Annotated in this window: 15 protein-coding genes; 7 read left to right on the forward strand and 8 right to left on the reverse strand. The window is 59.1% G+C overall.

From position 1 onward, the window contains the following. Positions 1 to 261: 261 nt before the first annotated feature. The 4 genes from ACMXYH_RS15970 (at position 262) to ACMXYH_RS15985 (ending at position 7,371) form a co-directional block, all read left to right on the forward strand. Positions 262 to 1,179, forward strand: coding sequence for a LysR family transcriptional regulator (locus tag ACMXYH_RS15970; RefSeq protein WP_008156370.1), 918 nt, complete (start codon positions 262 to 264; stop codon positions 1,177 to 1,179). A 322-nt stretch (positions 1,180 to 1,501) separates the two neighbouring features. Further along, entirely contained in the window at positions 1,502 to 2,755 is a 1,254-nt protein-coding gene (mexE, locus tag ACMXYH_RS15975) for a multidrug efflux RND transporter periplasmic adaptor subunit MexE (protein WP_129444243.1), read from the forward strand. A gap of 15 nt (positions 2,756 to 2,770) precedes the next feature. Beyond that, positions 2,771 to 5,953 carry an efflux RND transporter permease subunit gene (locus ACMXYH_RS15980; protein ID WP_129444245.1) on the forward strand — a complete coding sequence of 1,061 codons (3,183 nt, stop codon included), beginning with the start codon at positions 2,771 to 2,773 and terminating at the stop codon, positions 5,951 to 5,953. Further along, positions 5,950 to 7,371 (forward strand): efflux transporter outer membrane subunit, encoded by a 1,422-nt coding sequence (locus ACMXYH_RS15985; RefSeq protein WP_129444247.1) that lies wholly within the window; start codon positions 5,950 to 5,952, stop codon positions 7,369 to 7,371. Before ACMXYH_RS15980 ends, ACMXYH_RS15985 begins: the two co-directional genes overlap by 4 nt. A 198-nt stretch (positions 7,372 to 7,569) precedes the next feature. Here the strand turns inward: ACMXYH_RS15985 and ACMXYH_RS15990 are convergent, their stop codons facing one another. From ACMXYH_RS15990 to ACMXYH_RS16000, 3 genes are read right to left on the reverse strand one after another with little or no spacing between them, the layout of a single operon-like run. Next, entirely contained in the window at positions 7,570 to 8,535 is a 966-nt protein-coding gene (locus tag ACMXYH_RS15990; RefSeq protein ID WP_415764088.1) for a biotin/lipoyl-binding protein, read from the reverse strand. A gap of 4 nt (positions 8,536 to 8,539) precedes the next feature. Next, positions 8,540 to 8,740 (reverse strand): DUF1656 domain-containing protein, encoded by a 201-nt coding sequence (locus ACMXYH_RS15995; protein WP_008156381.1) that lies wholly within the window; start codon positions 8,738 to 8,740, stop codon positions 8,540 to 8,542. Further along, positions 8,730 to 10,877, reverse strand: coding sequence for an FUSC family protein (locus ACMXYH_RS16000; protein WP_415764089.1), 2,148 nt, complete (start codon positions 10,875 to 10,877; stop codon positions 8,730 to 8,732). Before ACMXYH_RS16000 ends, ACMXYH_RS15995 begins: the two co-directional genes overlap by 11 nt. A 204-nt stretch (positions 10,878 to 11,081) precedes the next feature. Here ACMXYH_RS16000 and ACMXYH_RS16005 point away from each other — a divergent pair, with 204 nt between their 5' ends. The 3 genes from ACMXYH_RS16005 (at position 11,082) to ACMXYH_RS16015 (ending at position 15,423) form a co-directional block, all read left to right on the forward strand. Next, positions 11,082 to 12,137, forward strand: a complete 1,056-nt coding sequence (locus ACMXYH_RS16005; RefSeq protein ID WP_415764090.1) for a tetratricopeptide repeat protein — start codon at positions 11,082 to 11,084, stop codon at positions 12,135 to 12,137. Positions 12,138 to 12,253: 116 nt separating this feature from the next. After that, positions 12,254 to 13,756, forward strand: coding sequence for an ATPase domain-containing protein (locus ACMXYH_RS16010; RefSeq protein ID WP_415764091.1), 1,503 nt, complete (start codon positions 12,254 to 12,256; stop codon positions 13,754 to 13,756). 14 nt (positions 13,757 to 13,770) lie between these two features. Further along, complete coding sequence (locus tag ACMXYH_RS16015) at positions 13,771 to 15,423, forward strand: ATP-binding protein (protein WP_415767710.1); 1,653 nt, start codon at positions 13,771 to 13,773, stop codon at positions 15,421 to 15,423. 105 nt (positions 15,424 to 15,528) lie between these two features. On the opposite strand, the gene ACMXYH_RS16020 is transcribed toward ACMXYH_RS16015, so the two are convergent. The 5 genes from ACMXYH_RS16020 to ACMXYH_RS16040 form a co-directional block, all read right to left on the reverse strand. Continuing rightward, on the reverse strand, positions 15,529 to 15,906 hold the full coding sequence (locus ACMXYH_RS16020) for a response regulator (RefSeq protein ID WP_129444259.1): 378 nt from the start codon (positions 15,904 to 15,906) through the stop codon (positions 15,529 to 15,531). Positions 15,907 to 15,983: 77 nt separating this feature from the next. Continuing rightward, positions 15,984 to 17,165: a hybrid sensor histidine kinase/response regulator gene (locus ACMXYH_RS16025; protein ID WP_415764092.1), complete on the reverse strand. Its 1,182-nt coding sequence runs from the start codon at positions 17,163 to 17,165 to the stop codon at positions 15,984 to 15,986. Further along, a complete protein-coding gene (locus tag ACMXYH_RS16030; RefSeq protein ID WP_415764093.1) occupies positions 17,159 to 17,752 on the reverse strand; it encodes a chemotaxis protein CheB in 594 nt (197 codons plus the stop codon). The genes ACMXYH_RS16025 and ACMXYH_RS16030 overlap by 7 nt, the downstream gene beginning before the upstream one ends. Beyond that, positions 17,749 to 18,582, reverse strand: coding sequence for a CheR family methyltransferase (locus ACMXYH_RS16035; protein ID WP_134421934.1), 834 nt, complete (start codon positions 18,580 to 18,582; stop codon positions 17,749 to 17,751). The genes ACMXYH_RS16030 and ACMXYH_RS16035 overlap by 4 nt, the downstream gene beginning before the upstream one ends. After that, a complete protein-coding gene (locus ACMXYH_RS16040; RefSeq protein WP_415764094.1) occupies positions 18,582 to 22,073 on the reverse strand; it encodes a response regulator in 3,492 nt (1,163 codons plus the stop codon). Before ACMXYH_RS16040 ends, ACMXYH_RS16035 begins: the two co-directional genes overlap by 1 nt. Positions 22,074 to 22,173: the final 100 nt, after the last annotated feature.

Genomic DNA, 22,173 nt, shown 5'->3' on the forward strand with positions numbered 1-22,173 from the left:
CTCGTCAAAGAAACCTCTAATGCCCTGAACTCTATCTGGGCTTTCTACCCAAGACTATCAGTGGCTATTAATAGTCGACATGCCTGTCATTGATTCCGCAGCGCCGGTGACATCATCAAATGCCGTGAAAACCGAAGCAGCCATTTCAGGAAAACTGAATTACTCGGTGCAGAGTAGCAGCCTTTCCCCTTAATATTCATGCCGGCCATTGTTCTCATATGGCCGCTCTCGTCAAGCTTGATGACTCTGCCAGGACTCCAGATGAATCGTAATGACCTGCGTCGTGTCGACCTGAACCTGTTGATCGTTTTCGAAACATTGATGCACGAACGCAGTGTGACCCGCGCTGCGGAGAAACTGTTCCTCGGCCAGCCGGCCATCAGTGCGGCACTCTCGCGCCTGCGCGGGCTGTTCGATGATCCGTTGTTCGTGCGTACCGGCCGCAGCATGGAACCGTCCGCCCGGGCGGTGGAAATTTTCGCCCTGCTCTCTCCTGCACTGGATTCGATTTCCACCGCGGTCAGTCGTGCAGCGGAATTCGACCCGGCCACCAGCACCGCGGTGTTTCGCATCGGTCTGTCGGACGATGTCGAGTTCGCGTTGCTGCCGATGCTGCTCAAGCGCCTGCGCGCCGAATCACCGGGGATCGTGCTGGTGGTGCGTCGGGCCAACTACATCCTGATGCCGAGCCTGCTGGCCTCGGGCGAAATTTCCATCGGCGTCAGCTACACCGCCGACCTGCCGGCCAACGCCAAGCGCAAAGTGCTGCGCCGCAGCATGCCAAAACTGTTGCGGGCCGACACGGTGCCAGGGCCGTTGAGCCTGGATGATTTCTGCGCACGGCCTCATGCACTGGTGTCCTTCGCGGGCGACCTCAGCGGCTTTATAGATGAAGAGCTGGAAAAGCTCGGGCGCAAACGACATGTGGTGCTCGCAGTGCCGCAGTTCAACGGACTCAGCACACTCATCAGCGGGACCGATATTGTCGCGACCGTGCCGGATTACACGGCTGAAGCGTTGACGGCGGCCGGCGGCGTGCGGGCTGAAGACCCGCCGTTGCCAGTGCGCAGTTTTGAATTGCACATGGCCTGGCGTGGGTCGCAGGATAATGATCCGGGCGAGCGTTGGCTGCGGTCGAGGATTCAGATGTTTTTCGGGGATCCGGATAGCCTTGCTTGATCCTGATTTTGCATGAGGGCTTCTGGCCCTATCGCGAGCAAGCTCGCTCCCACAGGGGATTTGTGTCCGTTACCGATCCAGTGTGGGAGCGAGCTTGCTCGCGATAGGCCGCAACGCGGTCTCAAGCTGAACCTTTGCATTCCCCACAACACTGAATTGTCATTAATCTAATTGATAGCCGCCTAACGAAAGGTGCACGCTAGAGAGCTTGCATCGGACTTATATCATTCCGAATGATAGTTACCTTTGCCTCATTCGATTCGTGCGATACATCCTCGCCGAGCATCATCCGTCCATTCTCAATACATTGGCGGATGCATCCATGGAACAATCACTCAAACATTTACGCTTCCCGTTGGCCCTATTGGCCGTACTGGTGATGAGCGCCTGCGGCAAGACTCCGGACACGGCCGCCACTATGCCCGCAGCCAAGGTCAGCGTGGCCAAGGTGCTGGAACAACCGGTTAACGAGTGGGACGAATTCACCGGGCGCCTTGAAGCGCCGGAAACCGTAGAAATCCGTCCACGGGTCTCTGGCCAGATCGATGAAGTGGCTTTCACTGAAGGCGCATTGGTCAAGAAAGGCGACCTGTTGTTCCAGATCGACCCACGTCCGTTCCAGGCCGAGGTTCGCCGCCTCGAAGCCCTGGTTGCCCAGTCCCGCGCCAACGCCACCCGCAGCGAAAACGAATCCCAGCGTGGCGAACGTCTGCGCACCAGCAACGCGATCTCCGCCGAGCTGGCCGATTCGCGCACCAGCGCTGCTCAAGAAGCCCGCGCCGCCGTCGGTGCCCTCCAGGCGCAACTGGACCTGGCCAAACTGAACCTGAGCTTCACCCGTGTCACCGCGCCGATCAGTGGCCGCGTCAGCCGTGCGGAAATCACCGCCGGCAACCTGGTGACCGCCGATACCACCGCGCTGACCAGTGTGGTGTCCACTGACAAGGTCTACGCCTACTTCGACGCCGACGAGCGCGTATTCCTCAAATACACCGCGCTCGCTCGCCAAGGCAAACGCGGTGCAACCACCCCGGTTTACCTCGGCCTCTCCAACGAAGACGGCAACCCACACCAGGGCGTGATGAACTTCGTCGACAACCAGGTCAACCCGAAAACCGGCACCATCCGCGGTCGTGCCGTGTTCGACAACAGCGACGGCGCCTACACCCCTGGTCTGTATGCACGTCTGAAACTGGTCGGCAGCGGCACCTATTCCGCCGTGCTGATCAACGACGAAGCGGTCGGTACCGATCTGGGTAAAAAGTTCGTGCTGGTGATGGATGCCGACAACAAAACGGTTTACCGCTCGGTCGAGCTGGGTCCGAAGATCGAAGGTTTGCGCATCGTCCGCAGCGGCCTGAGCAAGGATGACACCGTCATCGTCAAGGGTCTGCAACGGGTACGCCCTGGTTCGCCGGTCACGCCAGAAGTGATCCCGATGGCCAGTGAACAAACCCTCGCGGCACTCGCACAACAACGACAAGCGCTGGAAGCCAGCAACCTGCCCCAAGTCGCACCTGCCAAGGTCGCGCCGGGTTCGGTTGTGAAACTGGCTGCTGCGACTCCACGCGGTTAAGGGACGACAACTCCGATGAATTTCTCCCAATTCTTCATTTCACGGCCGATCTTTGCGGCGGTACTTTCGCTGCTGATCCTGATCGCCGGCGCCATCTCGCTGTTCCAGTTGCCGATCAGCGAATACCCGGAAGTGGTTCCGCCGACCGTTGTGGTCCGCGCCAACTTCCCGGGTGCCAACCCAAAAGTCATCGGTGAAACCGTGGCCGCTCCACTGGAGCAAGCCATCACCGGCGTCGAGAACATGCTGTACATGTCCTCGCAGTCCACCGCTGACGGCAAGATCACCCTGACCATCACCTTTGCGCTGGGCACTGACCTGGACAACGCACAGGTACAGGTGCAGAACCGCGTGACCCGGACCGAGCCAAAACTTCCAGAAGAAGTGACGCGCATCGGTATCACCGTCGACAAGGCTTCGCCCGACCTGACCATGGTTGTGCACTTGACCTCGCCGGACAAACGCTACGACATGCTCTACCTGTCCAACTACGCCTTGCTCAACATCAAGGATGAGCTGGCGCGTCTGGGCGGTGTCGGTGATGTGCAGCTGTTCGGCATGGGTGATTACTCACTGCGTGTCTGGCTCGATCCGAACAAGACCGCTTCGCGCAACCTGACCGCCACCGACGTCGTGACCGCGATTCGTGAACAGAACCGTCAGGTGGCTGCCGGTGCACTGGGTGCGCCGCCTGCGCCGAATGCCACGGCGTTCCAGCTGTCGGTCAACACGCAAGGTCGTCTGGTTTCTGAAGAAGAGTTCGAGAACATCATCATTCGCTCCGGCGAAAACGGTGAAATCACTCGCCTGAAAGACATCGCTCGCATTGAGTTGGGTTCCAGCCAATACGCGTTGCGTTCGTTGCTGAACAACCAACCGGCGGTGGCGATCCCGATCTTCCAGCGCCCTGGTTCCAACGCGATCGAAATCTCCAACGAAGTGCGCGACAAGATGGCGGAGCTGAAAAAGAGCTTCCCGGAAGGCATGGACTTCAGCATCGTCTATGACCCGACAATCTTCGTGCGCGGCTCCATCGAGGCGGTGGTTCACACCCTCTTCGAAGCACTGATCCTCGTGGTTCTGGTGGTGATCCTGTTCTTGCAAACCTGGCGCGCCTCGATCATTCCGTTGGTGGCGGTGCCGGTTTCGCTGATCGGTACGTTTGCCGTGATGCATCTGTTCGGCTTCTCGCTGAACGCCCTGTCACTGTTCGGCCTGGTATTGGCCATCGGTATCGTGGTGGACGACGCCATCGTGGTGGTGGAGAACGTCGAGCGGAACATTGGACTGGGATTGACTCCGGTCGAGGCAACCAAACGGGCCATGCGTGAAGTGACCGGCCCGATCATCGCAACGGCGCTGGTGCTGTGTGCGGTGTTTATCCCGGCGGCTTTCATCTCCGGGCTCACCGGGCAGTTCTACAAGCAGTTCGCCCTGACCATTGCGATCTCGACTGTGATCTCGGCGTTCAACTCGCTGACGCTGTCGCCCGCCCTGGCTGCGGTATTGCTCAAAAGCCATGACGCGCCGAAGGACCGTTTCTCCAAGGTCCTCGACAAGATCTTCGGTGGCTGGTTGTTCCGTCCGTTCAACCGCTTCTTCGACAAGGCCAGCCATGGTTATGTCGGCACCGTGGGCCGGGTTATCCGCAGCAGCGGCATCGCCCTGCTGCTGTACGCAGGCCTGATGGTGCTGACCTTCTTCGGTTTCGCCAACACCCCGACCGGTTTCGTCCCCGGCCAGGACAAGCAATACCTGGTGGCCTTCGCGCAACTGCCGGACGCCTCGAGCCTGGACCGTACCGAAGACGTGATCAAACGCATGTCCGACCTGGCACTGAAACAGCCAGGCGTGGAAAGTGCCGTGGCCTTCCCGGGCCTGTCGATCAACGGTTTCACCAATAGTCCTAACGCCGGCATCGTGTTCGTGACCCTGAAACCGTTCGACGAGCGTAAAGACCCGAGCATGTCCGCCGGTGCGATTGCCGGTGCATTGAACGGCCAGTTCGCCGGGATTCAGGAAGCCTACATGGCGATCTTCCCGCCGCCGCCCGTACAAGGCCTGGGCACCATTGGTGGTTTCCGCCTGCAGATCGAAGACCGGGGCAACCTGGGTTATGACGAGCTGTACAAAGAAACCATGAACATCATCACCAAGAGCCACAACGTGCCGGAACTGGCCGCCCTGTTCACCAGCTACACCGTGAACGTGCCACAGGTCGATGCGGCTATCGACCGCGAAAAAGCCAAGACCCACGGCGTGGCCGTCAGCGACATCTTCGACACCCTGCAGATCTACCTGGGTTCGCTGTATGCCAACGACTTCAACCGCTTTGGTCGTACCTATCAGGTCAACGTTCAGGCTGAACAGCAGTTCCGTCTCGAACCGGACCAGATCGGTCAGCTGAAAGTGCGTAACAACAAAGGCGAGATGATCCCGCTGGCGACCTTCATCAAGGTCAGCGACACCTCGGGCCCGGACCGCGTGATGCACTACAACGGCTTCATCACCGCTGAAATCAACGGTGCAGCAGCCCCCGGCTACAGCTCCGGCCAAGCCGAAAAAGCCATCGAGAAACTGCTCAAGGAAGAACTTCCGAACGGCATGACCTACGAGTGGACCGACCTGACCTACCAGCAGATTCTGTCCGGTAACACCGCACTGTTCGTGTTCCCGCTCTGCGTACTGCTGGCGTTCCTGGTACTCGCGGCTCAATACGAAAGCTGGAGCCTGCCACTGGCGGTGATCCTGATCGTACCGATGACCTTGCTGTCGGCCATCACCGGTGTGATTGCGTCGGGAGGCGACAACAACATCTTCACCCAGATCGGCTTGATCGTACTGGTGGGGCTTGCCTGTAAGAACGCGATCCTGATCGTCGAGTTCGCCAAGGACAAACAGCAGGACGAAGGCCTCAGCCCGCTCGCCGCGGTACTGGAAGCCTGCCGCCTGCGTCTGCGGCCGATCCTGATGACTTCCTTCGCATTCATCATGGGTGTTGTGCCTCTGGTCTTCTCCAGCGGCGCCGGTGCCGAAATGCGTCATGCCATGGGTGTGGCGGTGTTCTCGGGGATGCTCGGGGTGACCTTCTTCGGTCTGTTGCTGACACCAGTGTTCTACGTACTGATTCGTAACTTTGTGGAGCGCGGTGAAAAGCGCAAAGCGGCCAAGGCCCTGAAACTGGAGGCGCAACAATGAGCCTGAAAGCCTTCCTGCCGAGCCTTCTGGTACTGGCCCTGAGTGCCTGTGCCGTCGGCCCGGACTACAAGACCCCAGCCACTGAGCCGGCCAACATCACGACCGCTACCGATGGCAGCGCCGGTCAGAAGAACTACGACCGCTCGCGTTTCGAAGGCATCTGGTGGCAGCAGTTCGAAGATCCGACCCTCAACCAGTTGGTGACTCAATCGCTGCAAGGCAACCGTGATTTGCGCGTAGCCTTCGCTCGCTGGAAAGCGGCCCGGGCAATTCGCGATGACGTCAGCAATGACGCCATGCCGACCATCACCAGCCGGGTCAGCAGTGACCTGGCCAAGGGTCAGATCCCGGGCCAGACCACCAAACGGGTCAATAGCGAACGCTACGACCTGGGCCTGGACATGGCGTGGGAGATCGACCTGTTTGGGCGTATCCAGCGCAACCTGGAGTCCGCCGACGCCGAACAGCAAGCGCTCGAAGCCGATCTGTACCAACTGCAAGTCTCGATGATTGCTGAACTGGTGGATGCCTACGGTCAACTGCGCGGTGCGCAGCTGCGGGAAAAGATCGCCCTGGCCAACCTGAACAACCAGCAAGAATCGAGCAAGATCACCGTCAGTCTGCGTGATGCCGGTGTCGGCGATCAGCTCGATGTGGTTCGCGCCGATGCACGCCTGGCATCCGTCGAAGCCAGCGTGCCGCAATTGCAGGCTGAACAGGTTCGACAGAAAAACCGCATCGCTACCCTGCTGGGTGAACGTCCGGACAAGCTGACCGTCGACCTGAGTCCAAAAGACTTACCGGCGATCGCCAAGGCATTGCCGATCGGTGATCCGGGTGAACTGCTGCAACGTCGCCCGGACATTCTCAGCGCCGAGCGCAAACTGGCCTCCGCCACCGCCCGTATCGGCGTGGCCAAGGCTGATTTGTTCCCTCGGGTCAGCCTCAGCGGCTTCCTTGGCTTCACCGCCGGGCGCGGTTCGCAAATCGGTTCCTCGGCGGCCAACGCCTGGGCACTGGGACCAAGCATTACCTGGGCGGCGTTCGACCTTGGCAGCGTGCGCGCCCGTCTACGTGGCGCCGATGCTGATGCCGAAGGCGCCCTGGCGACCTACGAGCAGCAAGTACTGTTGGCGTTGGAAGAATCGGAAAACGCCTTTAGCGACTACGGCAAACGTCAACAGCGCTTGATCTCGCTGATTCGTCAAAGCGAATCCAGCCGCGCCGCGGCCGACCTCGCCCAAATTCGCTACCGCGAAGGCACTGCGGACTTCCTCGTCCTGCTCGACGCCCAGCGTGAGCGCCTGGCGGCGGAAGACACTCAGGCCCAGGCCGAAGTCGATCTGTATCGCGGCATTGTCGCGATTTACAAAGCCCTGGGCGGTGGCTGGCAACCAGAGACGGTCGCCAGCAAGTAATGTCTTAACGAGCTCCTTTGGTTGGCCGCAACCAACCAATTCCTTTGCCCTGTGCCTCATTCGGTCGCGGGGTTTTTTTGTCTGTCCCAAATTCCACACATATCCCTGTGGGAGCGGGCTTGCTCGCGTATGCGGAGTGTCAGTCGACATAATTTTGCCTGACACACCGCATTCGCGAGCAAGCTCGCTCCCACAGGGTTAGTGGGTTGTGCTGCTATCGCGGGTTTCCATTATCGTTACGGTGGCGGTGGTGCCGGCACGCAGTCGGTTTTTGGCTGCGTAATCGGCGTCGATCTGTATTCGCACCGGTACCCGCTGCGCCAGTTTTACCCAGGTGTAACTGGGGTTGATGTTGGCCAGTAATCGGCCGCCGGGCAGGTTCTCCCGGTCGGAAATGGCGAAAGCAATGCTTTGCACAGTGCCGCCGAAGGTTTCGCCACTCATCAATTCGATCCTGACCCGGTCGCCCTCCTCGATTCGCGGCAGCTTGGTTTCTTCAAAGTAGCCGCTGACATAAAACGAATCGCTGTCCACCAGCGCCAACAACGCGCCTCCGGCCGCGGCATAGTCACCCTGACGGGTCAGCAGGTTGGTCACGTAACCCGTCACGGGTGCTTCGACCCGCGTGCGCTGCAAGTCCAGTTCGGCCTGGGTCAATGCGGCGATGGCCAGTTGCACGTTGGCGTGGGCTAAACCGAGGTTGGCCTGGTTGCGCAGCAACTCAGCCTGCGCCACCGCCACTTCCGTGCTGGATTTCTCCCATTCTTCGCCAGAAATTGCCAACCGCTGCTTGAGCGTGCGCCGTCGGCGCTCTTCACTCTGACGCTGGCGGAGCAACGCTTCACTGGCGACTATCGTTGCCTCAGACTGACCAAGGGTGGCTTTCGCCACTTCCACCGAACGCTTGGCATGCTCAACCGCCAGGACATAGCGCGCCGGGTCGATCTCCAGCAGCAACTGGCCTTTCTCCACATGCTGGTTGTCCTGCACGCCCAGGCCAACGATGCGCCCCGAGACATCGGCGGACAACGTCACCACATCGGCACGCACCCGTGCATCGCGGGTCCAGGGCGCGCGGGTGTAATGTTCCCAGGCAAACCAGCCGAGAACAAAGGCCAGCAGTACCACCGCCACCGTCGCAAGTCGGGCAAGGATCTCCTTCAAAGCATCAAGCTCCCATTACCAGAATCAGCGTTGCGCAAACGCAGGCGTACAACGCGCCTTCGAACAAGGCTTCATGCCAGACGAACCGCAGCACGCCAATACGGCGCAAGATCCAGTCCAGAAGCAGGTAAATCGGCAGGGCCAGCAGTAACGCCTGGGCAATCGGCGGCAAGTAGACACCACCCAATTCAAAATCAATGGGCAAGGGTCGGCACTCCTTCCGCTTCTGCGGGTGAAAAGTATTTACGATGTCGCTCCAGAAACGACACCACGATCAACAACGCCACGCGCATCCTGAATACCGACCACAGGTGTTCATGAACGTCTAAATGCAAGTCGTCCATTTCATCGCCCAAGACACGCAAGTTTCCGAGTAGCTGCTCAAGGTCAATCCCGGGCCGCCCGGCGATCAATCGTCCTGTCTCACGGACAGCAGCGAGCAAACGGTTTTGTTGCTCAGTACTGAGCAACGTGTTGCTTTGCCCCTGCTGCCTGAGCTGGTTCAACGCCACACCCAGTGCCATGCATCCGAGGCTGACTTCGAACAGCTCGCTGGATTGCTTGTCGTTGGTAGCCGGCAATAATCCCAACATCATGGTCAGGCGATCGACCATGCGGCTTTCAAACGCAAATTGCTGCTTATCGGTGGCCGGTGTCTTCAGTAAAGCGTAGACCTGCTCACAGTTTTCATTGAACAGCCGGCGTATTCGCAAAACGGGCCTGAACGGGAAGATCAAGGCATAGACACTGAGCGCCAGCGCGGCTGCGCAGATATAGGAACCGGCAAACTCGAACCACTGAATGGCACTGTTTTGGCCGATTTCTGTGTTTTGCGGGCCCAACAACAGCATTGTCGTTAGTCCAAGACCAATGCCTGTGCCCGTGGTTGGCGGACTGGACAACCCCACCGCGACGGCATACAGCAATGGGGTTAACAACAAGGCGAGTAACTCGAAGTCACTGATCATCGGTATCAGCAGGAACAGATACAGCGCCGATACCACCAAGGCCAGGCCCAGCCCCCTGGCAAAGCTTTGGCTGGCCAGCAACGGCCGGGGAAAAGTCGCCATCAGCGAACAGAGAATTCCCGCCACGATCATCCCGCCACGCGCCCCGTCCCAACCGGTCTCGATCCAGATCAGACCGGCCACCACCAATGCGATAAATGCGCGGATCGCGTTCATTGCCGCCAACGTGAAGTCCAGATGAAGTGGATTGTCCTGGCCGCGGAACATGCTACTGGCCGCACGCCCGTCCTGAATTGCGTCGCTCAATTGGAGAATCTGGCCGAGCTGCTCCAGCATCCGCGCCTGTTCCCAGCGCAGTGCCCAGGCCAGTGAACGCAGGGTGGCTGGCATCGTCTCGGTGAGTTGTTCGGCCTTGTAGGCCTGGTCATCGAAACGCTGTTGCAGCGCCGCGAAACGGTGCCGCGCCTCGGTCGACAGCGAGCGTCCCTGCTGGGCAAGGTCATCGAGAAAGACCAGTTCTTCGGCGCGCAAACGCTGTATCTCCTCCGGCAACGCACCTTTCCAGCGCTCGGCAAGCAGCTCCCGCTGGTGACGCAAAGCCGTCAGCCGTGACGTCAACAACACCAGCTGATTGCCCAGCAACTGCACCAACTCATTGGAGCTGCGCAACCGTGGCGCATCGAAATACAAATGCCGACGTACCCCCTCCAGGGCGCTGACCGCGCCGAGTAGCTGCATCTGCCGTCGATGGAAATCGGCCTCGCTTTCCTCGGTTCGAATGACCGCAGCGGCGTGGGTCGCAAGCAGCTTGATGACCTGATCGATCTTGGCGAAGTAATCCCGGGCCACGGCTTCCGGCCGCGCGGTGAGCAGGCTGACCACGCACACGCAAGCAACCGCCAATAGCGTCTCGGTCACGCGGGTGACGGCGAGAAGGAACGTACCGTCTTGATCGGGTATTGCCAGCAGTGCCACCACCACCGCCGTGTACCCGCTCAGAACAAATGCCTGAGAACTGGTGTAGCGCAACAAGGTGCCGCCGGCGGTACACAGCGCCAGCCACAAGGCCAGGGTGAGGATGAGAGGCAGGGGCGCCTGGGGAAAGATCGCCATGATCAACACCGCCACGACCGCCCCGAGGGTGGTGCCGATGACCTGGCCGAAACTCCGGGCCAGGGCCATGCCGCCCAATGGCTGGCTGACAATGACCACCGCCATGATTGACCACTTGGGCTGCTCAAGGTCGAACAGGAACGCCAGATACAACGTCAGCAGCCCGGCCCCGATGGTCCGCAGGGCGAACAACGCCACTCCGGGCCCGGGGTTGAGTATCGCTTTGAAGTACTGAAGCAGGGGTTGCATGGGAACGCTCATCGAGTCATCTCCAGCAAGCGTAGTCACTGCCAAGGCGCCTCGACGGGTTTCAATGTCGACGCAACCTGTAGGCAAAATCATTGAAAAGCCAGACTGCCTTGAATCGACTGACTCACGTATTCAACTGAGTCTTGGTTTGACTCACAGCCTTACCTGACCGAAGCTGGCAACTTTGCAACAGCTTGCCAGCTCCCGGATTCCTGCATGCCCCAGTCCCGCCGCTACTTGCTCATCAGCCTCTGCGTCCTGTTTGCCATCGGCCTTGCCTGGTTTTCCCTGCGCAGCACAACCCCCGCCGTGCCGGAGGCGATCAAGCGTGGCTACAGCGAGGCGCTGAACCAGGCTCGCGCAGGCCAACCGGGCGCAGCGCGGGTCCTCTACCAGCAATTGGGCCGCCCTGATATATCGCCCAAACGCCGCGTCTGGTTGCATGCCGAACTGCCCAACTACCCCAGCTCCGTGGCCCTGAAACTGGCGGATGCGGACTTGCAGCATGAATCGCCAGACGTGCGCATCGCGGCGATCAAAAGCATCAGCGGTCTGGTGCCCAGCGGTCAGCGCAGCCTGCTGCTGGGCCCGTTACTCGATGACAGCGAACAGCGCGTCCGCTATGCCGCCGTGAACGCCTTGCTGGGGCTGTCGCCGGACGATCTCGGTTTGTACTTCGGGCCGCTGGAGCAAGCCATCGACGCCTGGGAACAGGACCTGAAGAGTCAACCGGAAAGCGCCGACAACCAATATCAACTGGCTCGGCTGCATCTGCACAATGCCGAATTGAAAGAGGCGCAGCAGGCACTCCAGAACACCTTGCGTCTTGCGCCCGGCAACCTGCCCGCGCTGGTGATGCAAATCGACGTGCTGGATCGCCTGGGCCAAAACGATGCTGCCCGACAGCTGTTGGCCAAGCAGCTGAAGGCTCAGCCCGATTCTGCCTACCTGCAGCATGCCCTGGGACTCTGGCTGCTGCATCACGGGCAAAGTGAATTCGCCCTGCTCGGCCTTTCCAAAGCCGTGGAGCTGGAGCCGGACAACAAGGATTACCGCTACGATCTGGCCACCACGCTTCACGATGAACAGGAGCTGGAAGCGGCGCAGAAACAGTTGCAGGAGATCGTCCAGCGCCACCCGGCCGACCGAAAAGCCCGGGTATTGTTGATCAACTACTGGAAAGAAAGCGGCCAGCTGCAGAACGTACAGATTCTGTTGGCGCAACTTGAACAACTCAATCCCGACGACCCCGCCTTGCAGCAAGGGCTTTAACAACAGCAGAAATTTCGTTGAACTCGTCGTCTCGGCCAAGGGTCAAGAGAACAGGCAGTCCATTCAGGCACTTACGGCCTGCTGCCTCGTTTCCCCTAGTCATGAGAGGGCATTTTTTGTCTACATCTAACGAGTTGATCAGTGCAAAAGCCGCCACCGGCATCGAAGGTCTGGATGACATCCTGGCCGGTGGATTGTCCCGCGGGCATGTGTTTTTACTGGAGGGTGAACCCGGAACCGGCAAAACCACCGTCGCTTTGCATTTCCTGTTGGCCGGCGCTCGTGCCGGCGAGCGCTCGTTGTACATCACGCTGTCGGAAACCGAGCGGGAGCTGCGACAGGGTGCGTTGTCCCACGGTTGGGAGCTGGATGAGAACATCCACATCTTCGAGCTGACGCCCCCGGAAAGCCTGCTCAACGCCGAGCATCAACAGAGCTTGTTGTATTCCTCGGACCTTGAACTGGGCGAAGCCACCAAGCAGATTTTCGAAGTGGTCGAACGGGTCAAGCCGACCCGTGTGGTGCTCGACAGTCTTTCCGAGATCCGTCTGCTGGCCCAAAGCTCATTGCGCTACCGTCGCCAGATCCTCGCGATCAAACATTACTTCGTGCGCTATGACGCCACGGTGGTGTTGCTGGACGACCTGACCACCGAATCCCTCGACAAAACCGTGCACAGTGTGGCCCACGGCGTCATTCGCCTTGAGGAACTGACCCCCAATTATGGCGCCGAGCGTCGGCGGATCCGTGTGGTGAAATACCGTGGTCAGAAGTACCGAGGCGGGTTTCACGACTTCACCATCATGGGCGATGGCGTACATGTGTTTCCGCGGCTGGTGGCCGCCGAGCATCGCGGTCGCTATGTCCGCCAGCAGTTGACCAGCGGCATCAAGGCCATGGACGCCCTGCTCGGCGGCGGGATCGAGACCGGTTCCAGCACGTTGATCCTCGGCCCGGCCGGTACCGGCAAATCGCTGATCTCGATGATCTTCGCCGCTGCCGCCGTGGCCCGTGGCGAAAAAGCCGCGCTGTTCATTTTCGATGAAGAGCTCGGGTTGCTGTTCGAGCGCATGAAGAACATCGGCATCGACCTCAAGGCGCTGCAAGACACTGGCAACCTGCTGATCGAGCAAGTGGACGCGGCCGAGTTGTCCCCCGGAGAGTTTTCCTACCGGGTTCGTCGCTGCGTCGATGAGGGCAATATCAAGACCGTGGTAATCGACAGCATCAACGGCTATCAAGCGGCGATGCCAGAGGAAAACGCGCTGGTACTGCACATGCACGAGCTGCTGCTGTACCTCAATCGCCAGGGTGCCGCGACCTTCATGACCGTGGCCCAGCATGGACTGGTCGGTGACATGCAAGCCCCCGTGGACATCACCTATCTGGCTGACACGGTCATCCTGCTGCGCTACTTCGAGGCATTGGGCAAGGTTCGCCGGGCGATCTCGATCATCAAGAAACGCACCGGCAGCCATGAATCGACCATTCGTGAATACCGCATCAGCGCTCAGGGCATGACCATTGGTGAACCGTTGGATGCATTTCAGGGGGTATTGCGGGGTGTCCCGACCTATCTGGGTGCCAGCAATCCTTTGCTTGAGGAACAAAGCCCGTGATTGCCCAGGAAGCGATGTCCGAGCGCGCGATCATTCTCGCGCCGCTGGGTCGCGACAGCCAAATTGCGCTGATGATGCTCAATGAAGCGGGTTACGACGGGGTGATTACTCGGGACCTGGTGGCTTTGTGCAACGAGCTGGAGCAAGGGGCAGGATTGCTGTTGATCTCTTCCGAGGCCTTGTTGGGCGGTGATCTTGAACCGCTGCTCGGCCTGATCGAGCAACAGCCGGCCTGGTCGGACCTTCCGATTGTATTGATGACCTACCATGGCGGCCCGGAACAAAACCCGGCGTCGCGCTACGGCCCACAATTGGGGAACGTGACCTTTCTTGAGCGCCCCTTTCACCCGGTCACGTTGATCAGCCTGGTGACCACCGCGTTGCGCGGACGTCGACGACAGTACGAAGCCAGGGACCGGCTGATCGATCTGAGTCAAAGCGAACTGCGGTTGCAAAACACCCTCGAAACCCTCGAACAGCAGGTCGAGGAACGCACCGCCCAGCTACGACACAATGAAGAAGCCCTGCGCCAATCGCAGAAGATGGAAGCGGTCGGCCAGCTCACCGGCGGTATTGCCCACGACTTCAACAACATGCTGACCGGCATCATCGGCAGCCTGGAACTGCTGCGTCGACGCCTGGCCCGGGGTCGTACCGAAGACTTGGACAGTCTGATCGATCTTGGGGTGACCTCAGCCAATCGCGCGGCGGGCCTGACCCACCGTCTGCTGGCGTTTTCACGGCGTCAGTCGCTGGACTCCAAACCTGTGGAGATGAACACCCTGGTGATCTCCATGGGTGAATTGCTTCAGCGCAGCATCAACGAAAGCATTCAGTTGGACATGCAGCTAGACGAGCAACTCTGGGTGGCCGAAGCCGATCCCAACCAATTGGAAAGCGCCCTGCTCAATCTGGTGATCAATGCTCGGGATGCGATGCCCGACGGCGGCAAACTGGTGGTGAAAACCAGCAATCAGTATCTGGACATTGGCTTCACCGAGGCCCAGAGCAACCTGCAACCGGGTGATTACGTGGTGCTGAGCGTCACAGACACCGGGTGTGGCATGCCGCAAAGCACCATCAACCGGGCCTTTGATCCGTTCTTTACCACCAAACCCATCGGCCAGGGCACAGGCCTTGGATTGTCGATGATATATGGCTTCAGCAAGCAATCACGCGGCCACGTCGCCATTCACAGCGAAGTGGGCAAAGGCACCACGGTGAGTCTGTTTCTCCCGCGATTCGGCGGTGTCGTGCCTCAGGACAGCCCGGTGGACGTCCAGCACGCTCCGTTCGCACAGCATGGCGAAACGGTGCTGATCGTCGAGGACGATCCGGCGGTTCGGGTGTTGGTCAGTACGGTGCTGAGTGATCTGGGCTATGCCTTCGTCGAGGCTGGCGATGCCGACAGCGCAGTGCCGATTCTCGACTCCGGGCAGCGTATCGATCTGTTGATCAGCGACGTTGGATTGCCCGGCATGAATGGCCGGCAACTGGCAGAAATCGGCCGCCAATACCGGCCGGATCTCAAGGTGTTGTTCATCACCGGCTACGCCGAACACGCGGCGGTGCGCGGTGGTTTCCTTGATCCTGGCATGCAGATGATCACCAAACCGTTCACCTTCGACCTGCTGACGGCGAAGGTGCGGGAGATGATCCGGATTTGAAGATCACTCGTGTAGGAGCTGCCGAAGGCTGCGATCTTTTGATCTTGCTTTTATAAGATCAAAAGATCGCAGCCTTCGGCAGCTCCTACGATAGTACGCGGGATATCAGGAAAGCATTTCCTGCATAAGCTCTTGCAGCACTTCCAGATCGAACGGCTTGGCCAGGATCGGTGCTTTACGGGTGATCGGGCTGTCCGTCTCGCGGATCTCCTGCGGATAACCGCTGATAAAGATCACCTTGAGTTCCGGTCGCAGCTTCACGGCAGGTTCGGCAATCTGGACGCCAGAGATTCCGCCCGGCAGGCGGAAGTCGGTGATCATCATGTCCAGGTGCGGTTTGCTCGACAGAATTTCGAAGGCCTGCTCGCCGTTTTCGGCCTGCAATACCCGGTAGCCCTCACCCGACAGATAGGCCGACAGCACCATCAAAATCGAGGGGTCATCTTCGACGATCAATACGACGTCTTGTGCATCTTCACTCATGGGAAGCCTTTGTTCGGTCAATAGCTGCTGATACGACCGTGGGGTCGATCAGAGGTTGCGTTTATCCGGCTGTTTTCCTACAGCGGCAGACAAACGCGAAACAAGGCGCCTTCGCCAATCCGGCTTTCGACGGTAATGGAACCGCCATGGGCGGCCACAATCTGCTCGGAAATAAATAAGCCCAGGCCCAACCCCGCGACAGCGTGTTTGGCCGTGACGCGTTCGAACTGCTGAAAAATGCGCCTCTGGTTCTCCTCACTGATGCCAATCCCTAGATCGCGTACTTCCACACAAGCCTGACCGCTCTCACTGTACACCTTAACGGTGATCGGACTCTTGGCGCCGTAGCGCAAAGCATTGGTCAGCAGGTTGGAAATCACCTGTTCAACGCGAAATTCGTCCCAGTTGCCCACCACCGGTTGCTCGGCCTCGAAGGTGACCGAGGACTCGGCAGCATCGATCTGCGGTGCAAAGTTCTGCAACAAGCCGCGAACCAGCGTCGACAGATCGAAGCGCGTCGGTCGGATCGACAACTTGCCGGTACGAATGCGCGACACATCGAGCATGTCTTCGATCAGGCGGATCAGGCTTTTGATCTGCCGCTCGTCGCGGTCGACCATCGCGTGCATCTTGTCCAGGGTGAACGCCGCGGCGTTATCCCGGTCCAGGTGCATCTTGCGCAACTGGGTTTCGAGGATCAGGCCATTGAGCGGCGTGCGGACTTCGTGGGCAACGATGGACATGAAGTCATCGCGCATGCGCACCGATTGCTCCAGTTCCAGCTGGGTACTTTGTAATTGCTTGAGCAGCGTTTCCTGCTCGCGGCGGCTTTGCTCCAGCTCTTCGACCTGCTGTTTCATCGCCTTGCTTTGGCGATAAAGTTCGACGAACACGTTGACCTTGCTCTTGACCGCGTGGATATCCAGCGGCTTGTAGAGGAAGTCCACGGCTCCGCTCTCATACCCCTTGAACGCGTAGTTCAGCTCACGACCGGCGGCACTGACGAACACGATCGGGATGTTCTTGGTCTTTTCCGTGCCGCGCATCAGCTCGGCCAGTTCGAACCCGTTCATGCCGGGCATCTGCACGTCGAGAATGGCCATGGCGAACTCGTGTTGGAGCAACAGCGACAAGGCTTCGTCGGCGGACAAAGCTTTATAGACAATACGGTCTTCGCGCCTGATCAACGCTTCGAGCGCCAACAAGTTCTCCGGCAGATCGTCGACGATCAGCAATTTGACCTGGATAGTACTTAGCATGCGATTCGTTCCAGCTCGACAAGCAGACGGCCGATGCCGCGTATAGGGAGAATATGGTCCGGCTGGTGTATATCAAGCGCAGCCTGAGGCATGGTCGCGACCTGGGCTTCATCCGGGTCCTGGACGATGGTCATGCCGCCACGGCGCTTGACCTGAGCCAAGCCGCGAGCGCCATCGCGGTTGGCGCCGGTCAACAACACGGCGGCCAAGGCTGAACCGTAGGCATCGGCGGCCGACTCGAACAGGTAATCAATGGCCGGTCGCGAATAATGCACGCGGGCTTCCAGGCTCAAGGAAAAACTGTGGTCCTGCTCCACCGACAAGTGATAACCCGGTGTCGCGAAATACAGCGTTCCGGCTTCGACCAGCGTCTTGTCGTGGGCTTCCAGTACAGGCATGGCTACTCGCCGTGCGAACACCTCGGCCAGTTGGCTGCGACGTTCGTCCGGCAGGTGCAAAACCACGATGATCGGCAGCTTGAAGCCTTCTCGCAGTGGCGTGAGGATGTTCAGCAATGCCTCCACGCCGCCGGCCGAGGCACCGATCACGATGGCCTCTATAGAAGGTAAATTCGCTGCACTGTTCATGATTTGCGGTAAATCCGTTCTTGTTTGACCAACGGTTCGAACTGGTTGCCGTAGGCCGAAAAATCCAGGGTTTCCTTGCTGCCCAGCACCAAAAATCCTCGATGGCAAAGGGATTCATGAAACAAACCGAACGCACGATCCTGAAGCTTTTTGTTGAAATAAATCAAAACATTACGACACGAAATTAATTGAGTTTCTGAAAAGACACTGTCAGTCGCGAGGCTGTGATCGGCGAAGGTCACGTTCTCACACAGTGTCTTGTCAAAAATGGCGTAACCGTAAGCCGCCGTGTAGTAGTCGACGAACGAACGCTGGCCACCTGCCTGCTGGTAGTTATGAGTGTAGGCGCGGACATTCTCCATGGAGAAAATCCCTTGCTTGGCCTTGTCCAGCGAGCGCGGATTGATGTCGGTGGCGTAGATGATGGTGCGATCGAGCAAGCCCTCTTCACGCAGCAGAATGGCCATCGAATAGACCTCTTCCCCCGTGCTGCAACCGGCGATCCAGATCTTGATCGAGGGGTAAGTCTTGAGCAGCGGCACCACTTCCTTGCGGATCGCGAGGAAATGCGAAGGGTCGCGGAACATTTCGCTGACCGGGATCGTCAGCAGTTGCAGTAACTGCATGAACGCCGTCGGGTCGTGCAGGACCTTTTCCTGCAACGCTGAAATGGTCGTGCACTCGAACTGGCTCAACGCGTGATTGACCCGGCGCTTGATCGAAGCGCCGGAGTAGTCGCGAAAGTCATAGCTGTATTTGAGGTAGATCGCCTCGATCAACAAGCGAATTTCGATTTCGCTATTTCGCTCCACTGAAAAATTGCGTTCCACTAAATGCGTTCCATTTTTGGTAACCACACGCGAATCAGCGAGAACAGGCGATCCAGGTCAATGGGCTTGGCCAGGTAATCATTGGAGCCCGCTTGCAAGCAGCGCTCCTGATCGTCCTTCATGGCCTTGGCCGTCACCGCAATGATCGGCAGCTTGCGCCAGCGCGGGTCCTTGCGAATCTCGATGGTGGCTTCGTAGCCATCCATCTCCGGCATCATCACGTCCATCAACACCAGATCGATGTCCTCGACTTCATTCAGTCTTTCAATCGCTTCACGGCCGTTCCGGCCGATGACCACGACTGCACCCTTTTGCTCCAGAGCACTGGTGAGGGCGAAGATATTGCGTACATCGTCGTCCACCAGCAGCACCTTGCGACCCTCGAAAACCTTGTCGCGGCTGCGCGCGGTCTTGAGCATCCTCTGGCGCTCATGGGACAACCTGGATTCGACTTTGTGCAGAAAGAGTGTGACCTCATCCAGCAAACGCTCTGGCGAGCGCGCGCCCTTGATGATGATCGAGCGCGAATACTTGCGCAGGTCCGCCTCTTCGTCCCGGGTCAGGTTGCGCCCGGTGTAGACGATCACCGGCGGGAACGAGCAGATATCTTCGGTGGACATGCGCTTGAGCAGATCGTTGCCGAGCATGTCCGGCAACTTCAGGTCGATGATCATGCAATCGAAAACCGTCGTGCGCAGCAGGTCCAGTGCATCCTGGGCCAGGCCAACGGCAGTGATCTCGATGTCATCGTCGCCGATCAGCCGGGCGATGCTGTCGCGCTGCAGATCATCGTCTTCGACCAGCAGGACCCGTTTGACCTTTTGGGTCAGCTTGGCCTCAAGGCGGGCAAACACGTCCTTGAGTTCTTCTCGGGTAGTCGGCTTGACCGCGTAACCAATGGCGCCCATGTGCATCGCGGCTTCGACCCGGTCTTCCACCGAAATCACATGCACCGGAATGTGCCGGGTTTCAGCGTGTTCCTTCAGGCGTTGCAACACAGTCAACCCGGAATGATCCGGCAGGCGCATGTCCAGCAGAATGGCGTCCGGGATGAACTCCTTGGCCAGGTCGTAACCCTCGTCGGCGCCGTGCGCCACCAGGCATTGATACCCCAGCTCATGCGCCAGGTCATAAAGAATATTGGCAAAGTTCGGCTCGTCTTCCACCACCAGAATGCAACGAGTGGCGAAGGGCGCCTTGGTGCGATCGTCGTCGAAACGCGGAATATCGACATCAGCAATCAACGGCACCAGCGCGGCCGGCGTCACTCTCGGTGTAATGGCCACCGGCGTGGCTCTCATCGGTTCGACAGGCTCTTCGCCCGGTTCAACGTATTGCTGCGGCAAAACCAGCGTAAACACACTGCCCTGCCCCGGCTCGCTGGTGACACTGATGGAACCGCCGAGCAAGGCGGCCAGGTCACGGGAAATCGACAAGCCCAGGCCGGTGCCGCCGTAACGGCGATTGGTGGTGCCATCGGCCTGGCGGAAGGCTTCGAAAATGCTCTCCTGCTGATCCGCGGCAATGCCAATCCCCGAATCGCGAATGATAAAGGCGATACCGTCGCCTGGCTGGCTGGCGACCGTCAGGCTGACCGTACCTCTTTCGGTGAATTTCACCGCGTTGGACAGCAGGTTCTTAATCACCTGCTCCAGACGCTGGCGATCGGTGAAGATCATCATCGGCGCACCGGCCTGCACCTCGACCTGGAAATCCAGTTTCTTGTCGGTCGCCAGGGGTTGGAACATCCCGCGCAAGCCATCCACCAGACGCGCGACACTGGTGTTCTCCGGTCGAATCTCAAGCTTGCCGGCCTCGACCTTGGAGATGTCGAGAATGTCGTTGATCAAGTTGAGCAAATCATTGCCGGCGGAGTAGATCGACTCGGCGAACTTGACCTGCTCGGCGCTGAGATTTTCCTGGGGGTTTTCCGCCAGCAACTTGGCCAGGATCAACGAGCTGTTCAGCGGCGTGCGCAACTCGTGGGACATGTTGGCGAGGAATTCAGACTTGTACTTGCTCGAGCGCTGCAACTCTTCGGCGCGTTCTTCGAGCTGGGTCTGGGCCTGATTGAGCTCGGTGTTCTTCAGGTCCATGGCGTCGCGCTGCTCGGCCAGTCTCCCGGCCTGCTCGGCGAGCTGCTCATTGGTTTGTTCAAGCTCGACCTGCTGGGTTTCCAGGTGCGCCTGAGACTCCTTGAGAATCCGCGACTGCTCTTCCAGTTCTTCGTTGGCGGTCTTGAGTTCTTCTTGCTGAACCTGCAGCTCTTCGTTGAGCTGTTGAGTTTCGGCCAGCACTTCCTGCAAGCGCTGGCGATAGCGAGCGGCCTCGATGGACGTACCGATGTTGCCGGCAATCAACTGAAGCAATTCGACATCGCGGTCCGTCAGCGGGCGCAGGAAGCCCAGTTCGATCACACCGTTGACCCGATCGTCGTCACTGGTCGGCACGACCAGCACGCTATGCGGCAGACCTTCGCCCAGGCCGGAGCTGACCTTGAAGTAATCGCTCGGTACGTCATCGAGACGAATCAAGCGAGCCTGGTTCGCTACCTGGCCGACAATGCCTTCATCGCTGTAAATCTGCTGTTCGCGCGCTTCCTGCTCGCGAGAGAAACCGTAGGAGGCAATGCGCTTGAGACCGCCATGGTCTTCGCGGACATAAATGGCTGCTACGGCAGAGCCCAGGTACTGCGCACAGAACTGCAGAATGTTGCGGCCCAGCAGATTAAGCGACAGTTGCCCCAGCACTTGTTCGGCCAGTTCGGTCTGCCCATTGCGCAGCCAGGCCTGCTGCTCCAGACGCTGGGCGCTGGCCTGTTGCGAGGCGAGGTTGGCGCTGTAACTTTGTGAAAGGTTGAGCAAGTCCCGACGGCCAATGTAGGCCAGCAATGCGCTGATCCCGGCGATGAACAACAGGTAAAGGCTGATGCTCCAGATCGTGGTGCGGCGCACGTCCTCGTTGCGCGTGGTGCGCAACTGTTGCTCCATGTCGATCACGTCTTCGAATTGCTTGCGGATCTCATCGGTCAGCCGCTTGCCGCGCCCGGCCTTTACCGCGCTGCGGTAATCGCCGCTGGATCGCTGCAATTCAATTATTGCCTGCGCGTAAGTGGCCCATTCATTCTGCAAGGCCTGGAGCCGGTGCAGACGGTCGGTCTGCACCGGGTTGTCCGCGGTCAGTTCGAGCAAGGTATTGAGGGCGACAGCGATTCGCGGCTTGGCCATTTCGTACGGTTCAAGGAAGTGCTCGTCGCCAGTGAGCAGGAAGCCGCGCATACCGGTTTCCAGATCGACGGTCAGCTTGATCGATTCATTGGCGTTATTGATCACCCGGGCGGTGTGCTCAACCCACTGGATCATCGACAGCAGATAAGTAATCAGCGAAACAAAGAACACTGCACTGAGCACGCCGACACCCAACGGCAGGCTGACGTTGCGGCTCAGGAGTTTACGGAATCGTTGCTCATCAACCGAAGACGCGGATGTCATGGGGGAAACCTTGTCGAGCTGTTGAAAACCAAGGAGTTTGCCCCAAAAGCGGCGGATTGATCCAATTTTCTGACGCGTTTTCGCGCAAAATCCTACATTC

The sequence above is a fragment of the Pseudomonas frigoris genome (assembly GCF_047758635.1).
In the GTDB taxonomy this organism is placed as follows: Bacteria; Pseudomonadota; Gammaproteobacteria; order Pseudomonadales; family Pseudomonadaceae; genus Aquipseudomonas; species Aquipseudomonas frigoris.

Coding starts and splice junctions, on each gene's coding strand:
- ACMXYH_RS15970 (WP_008156370.1), top strand. CDS start 262: ATGAATCGTAATGACCTGCGTCGTGTCGACCTGAACCTGTTGATCGTT.
- mexE (WP_129444243.1), top strand. CDS start 1,502: ATGGAACAATCACTCAAACATTTACGCTTCCCGTTGGCCCTATTGGCC.
- ACMXYH_RS15980 (WP_129444245.1), top strand. CDS start 2,771: ATGAATTTCTCCCAATTCTTCATTTCACGGCCGATCTTTGCGGCGGTA.
- ACMXYH_RS15985 (WP_129444247.1), top strand. CDS start 5,950: ATGAGCCTGAAAGCCTTCCTGCCGAGCCTTCTGGTACTGGCCCTGAGT.
- ACMXYH_RS16000 (WP_415764089.1), bottom strand. CDS start 10,877: ATGAGCGTTCCCATGCAACCCCTGCTTCAGTACTTCAAAGCGATACTC.
- ACMXYH_RS16005 (WP_415764090.1), top strand. CDS start 11,082: ATGCCCCAGTCCCGCCGCTACTTGCTCATCAGCCTCTGCGTCCTGTTT.
- ACMXYH_RS16015 (WP_415767710.1), top strand. CDS start 13,771: ATGTCCGAGCGCGCGATCATTCTCGCGCCGCTGGGTCGCGACAGCCAA.
- ACMXYH_RS16020 (WP_129444259.1), bottom strand. CDS start 15,906: ATGAGTGAAGATGCACAAGACGTCGTATTGATCGTCGAAGATGACCCC.
- ACMXYH_RS16025 (WP_415764092.1), bottom strand. CDS start 17,165: ATGCTAAGTACTATCCAGGTCAAATTGCTGATCGTCGACGATCTGCCG.
- ACMXYH_RS16030 (WP_415764093.1), bottom strand. CDS start 17,752: ATGAACAGTGCAGCGAATTTACCTTCTATAGAGGCCATCGTGATCGGT.
- ACMXYH_RS16040 (WP_415764094.1), bottom strand. CDS start 22,073: ATGACATCCGCGTCTTCGGTTGATGAGCAACGATTCCGTAAACTCCTG.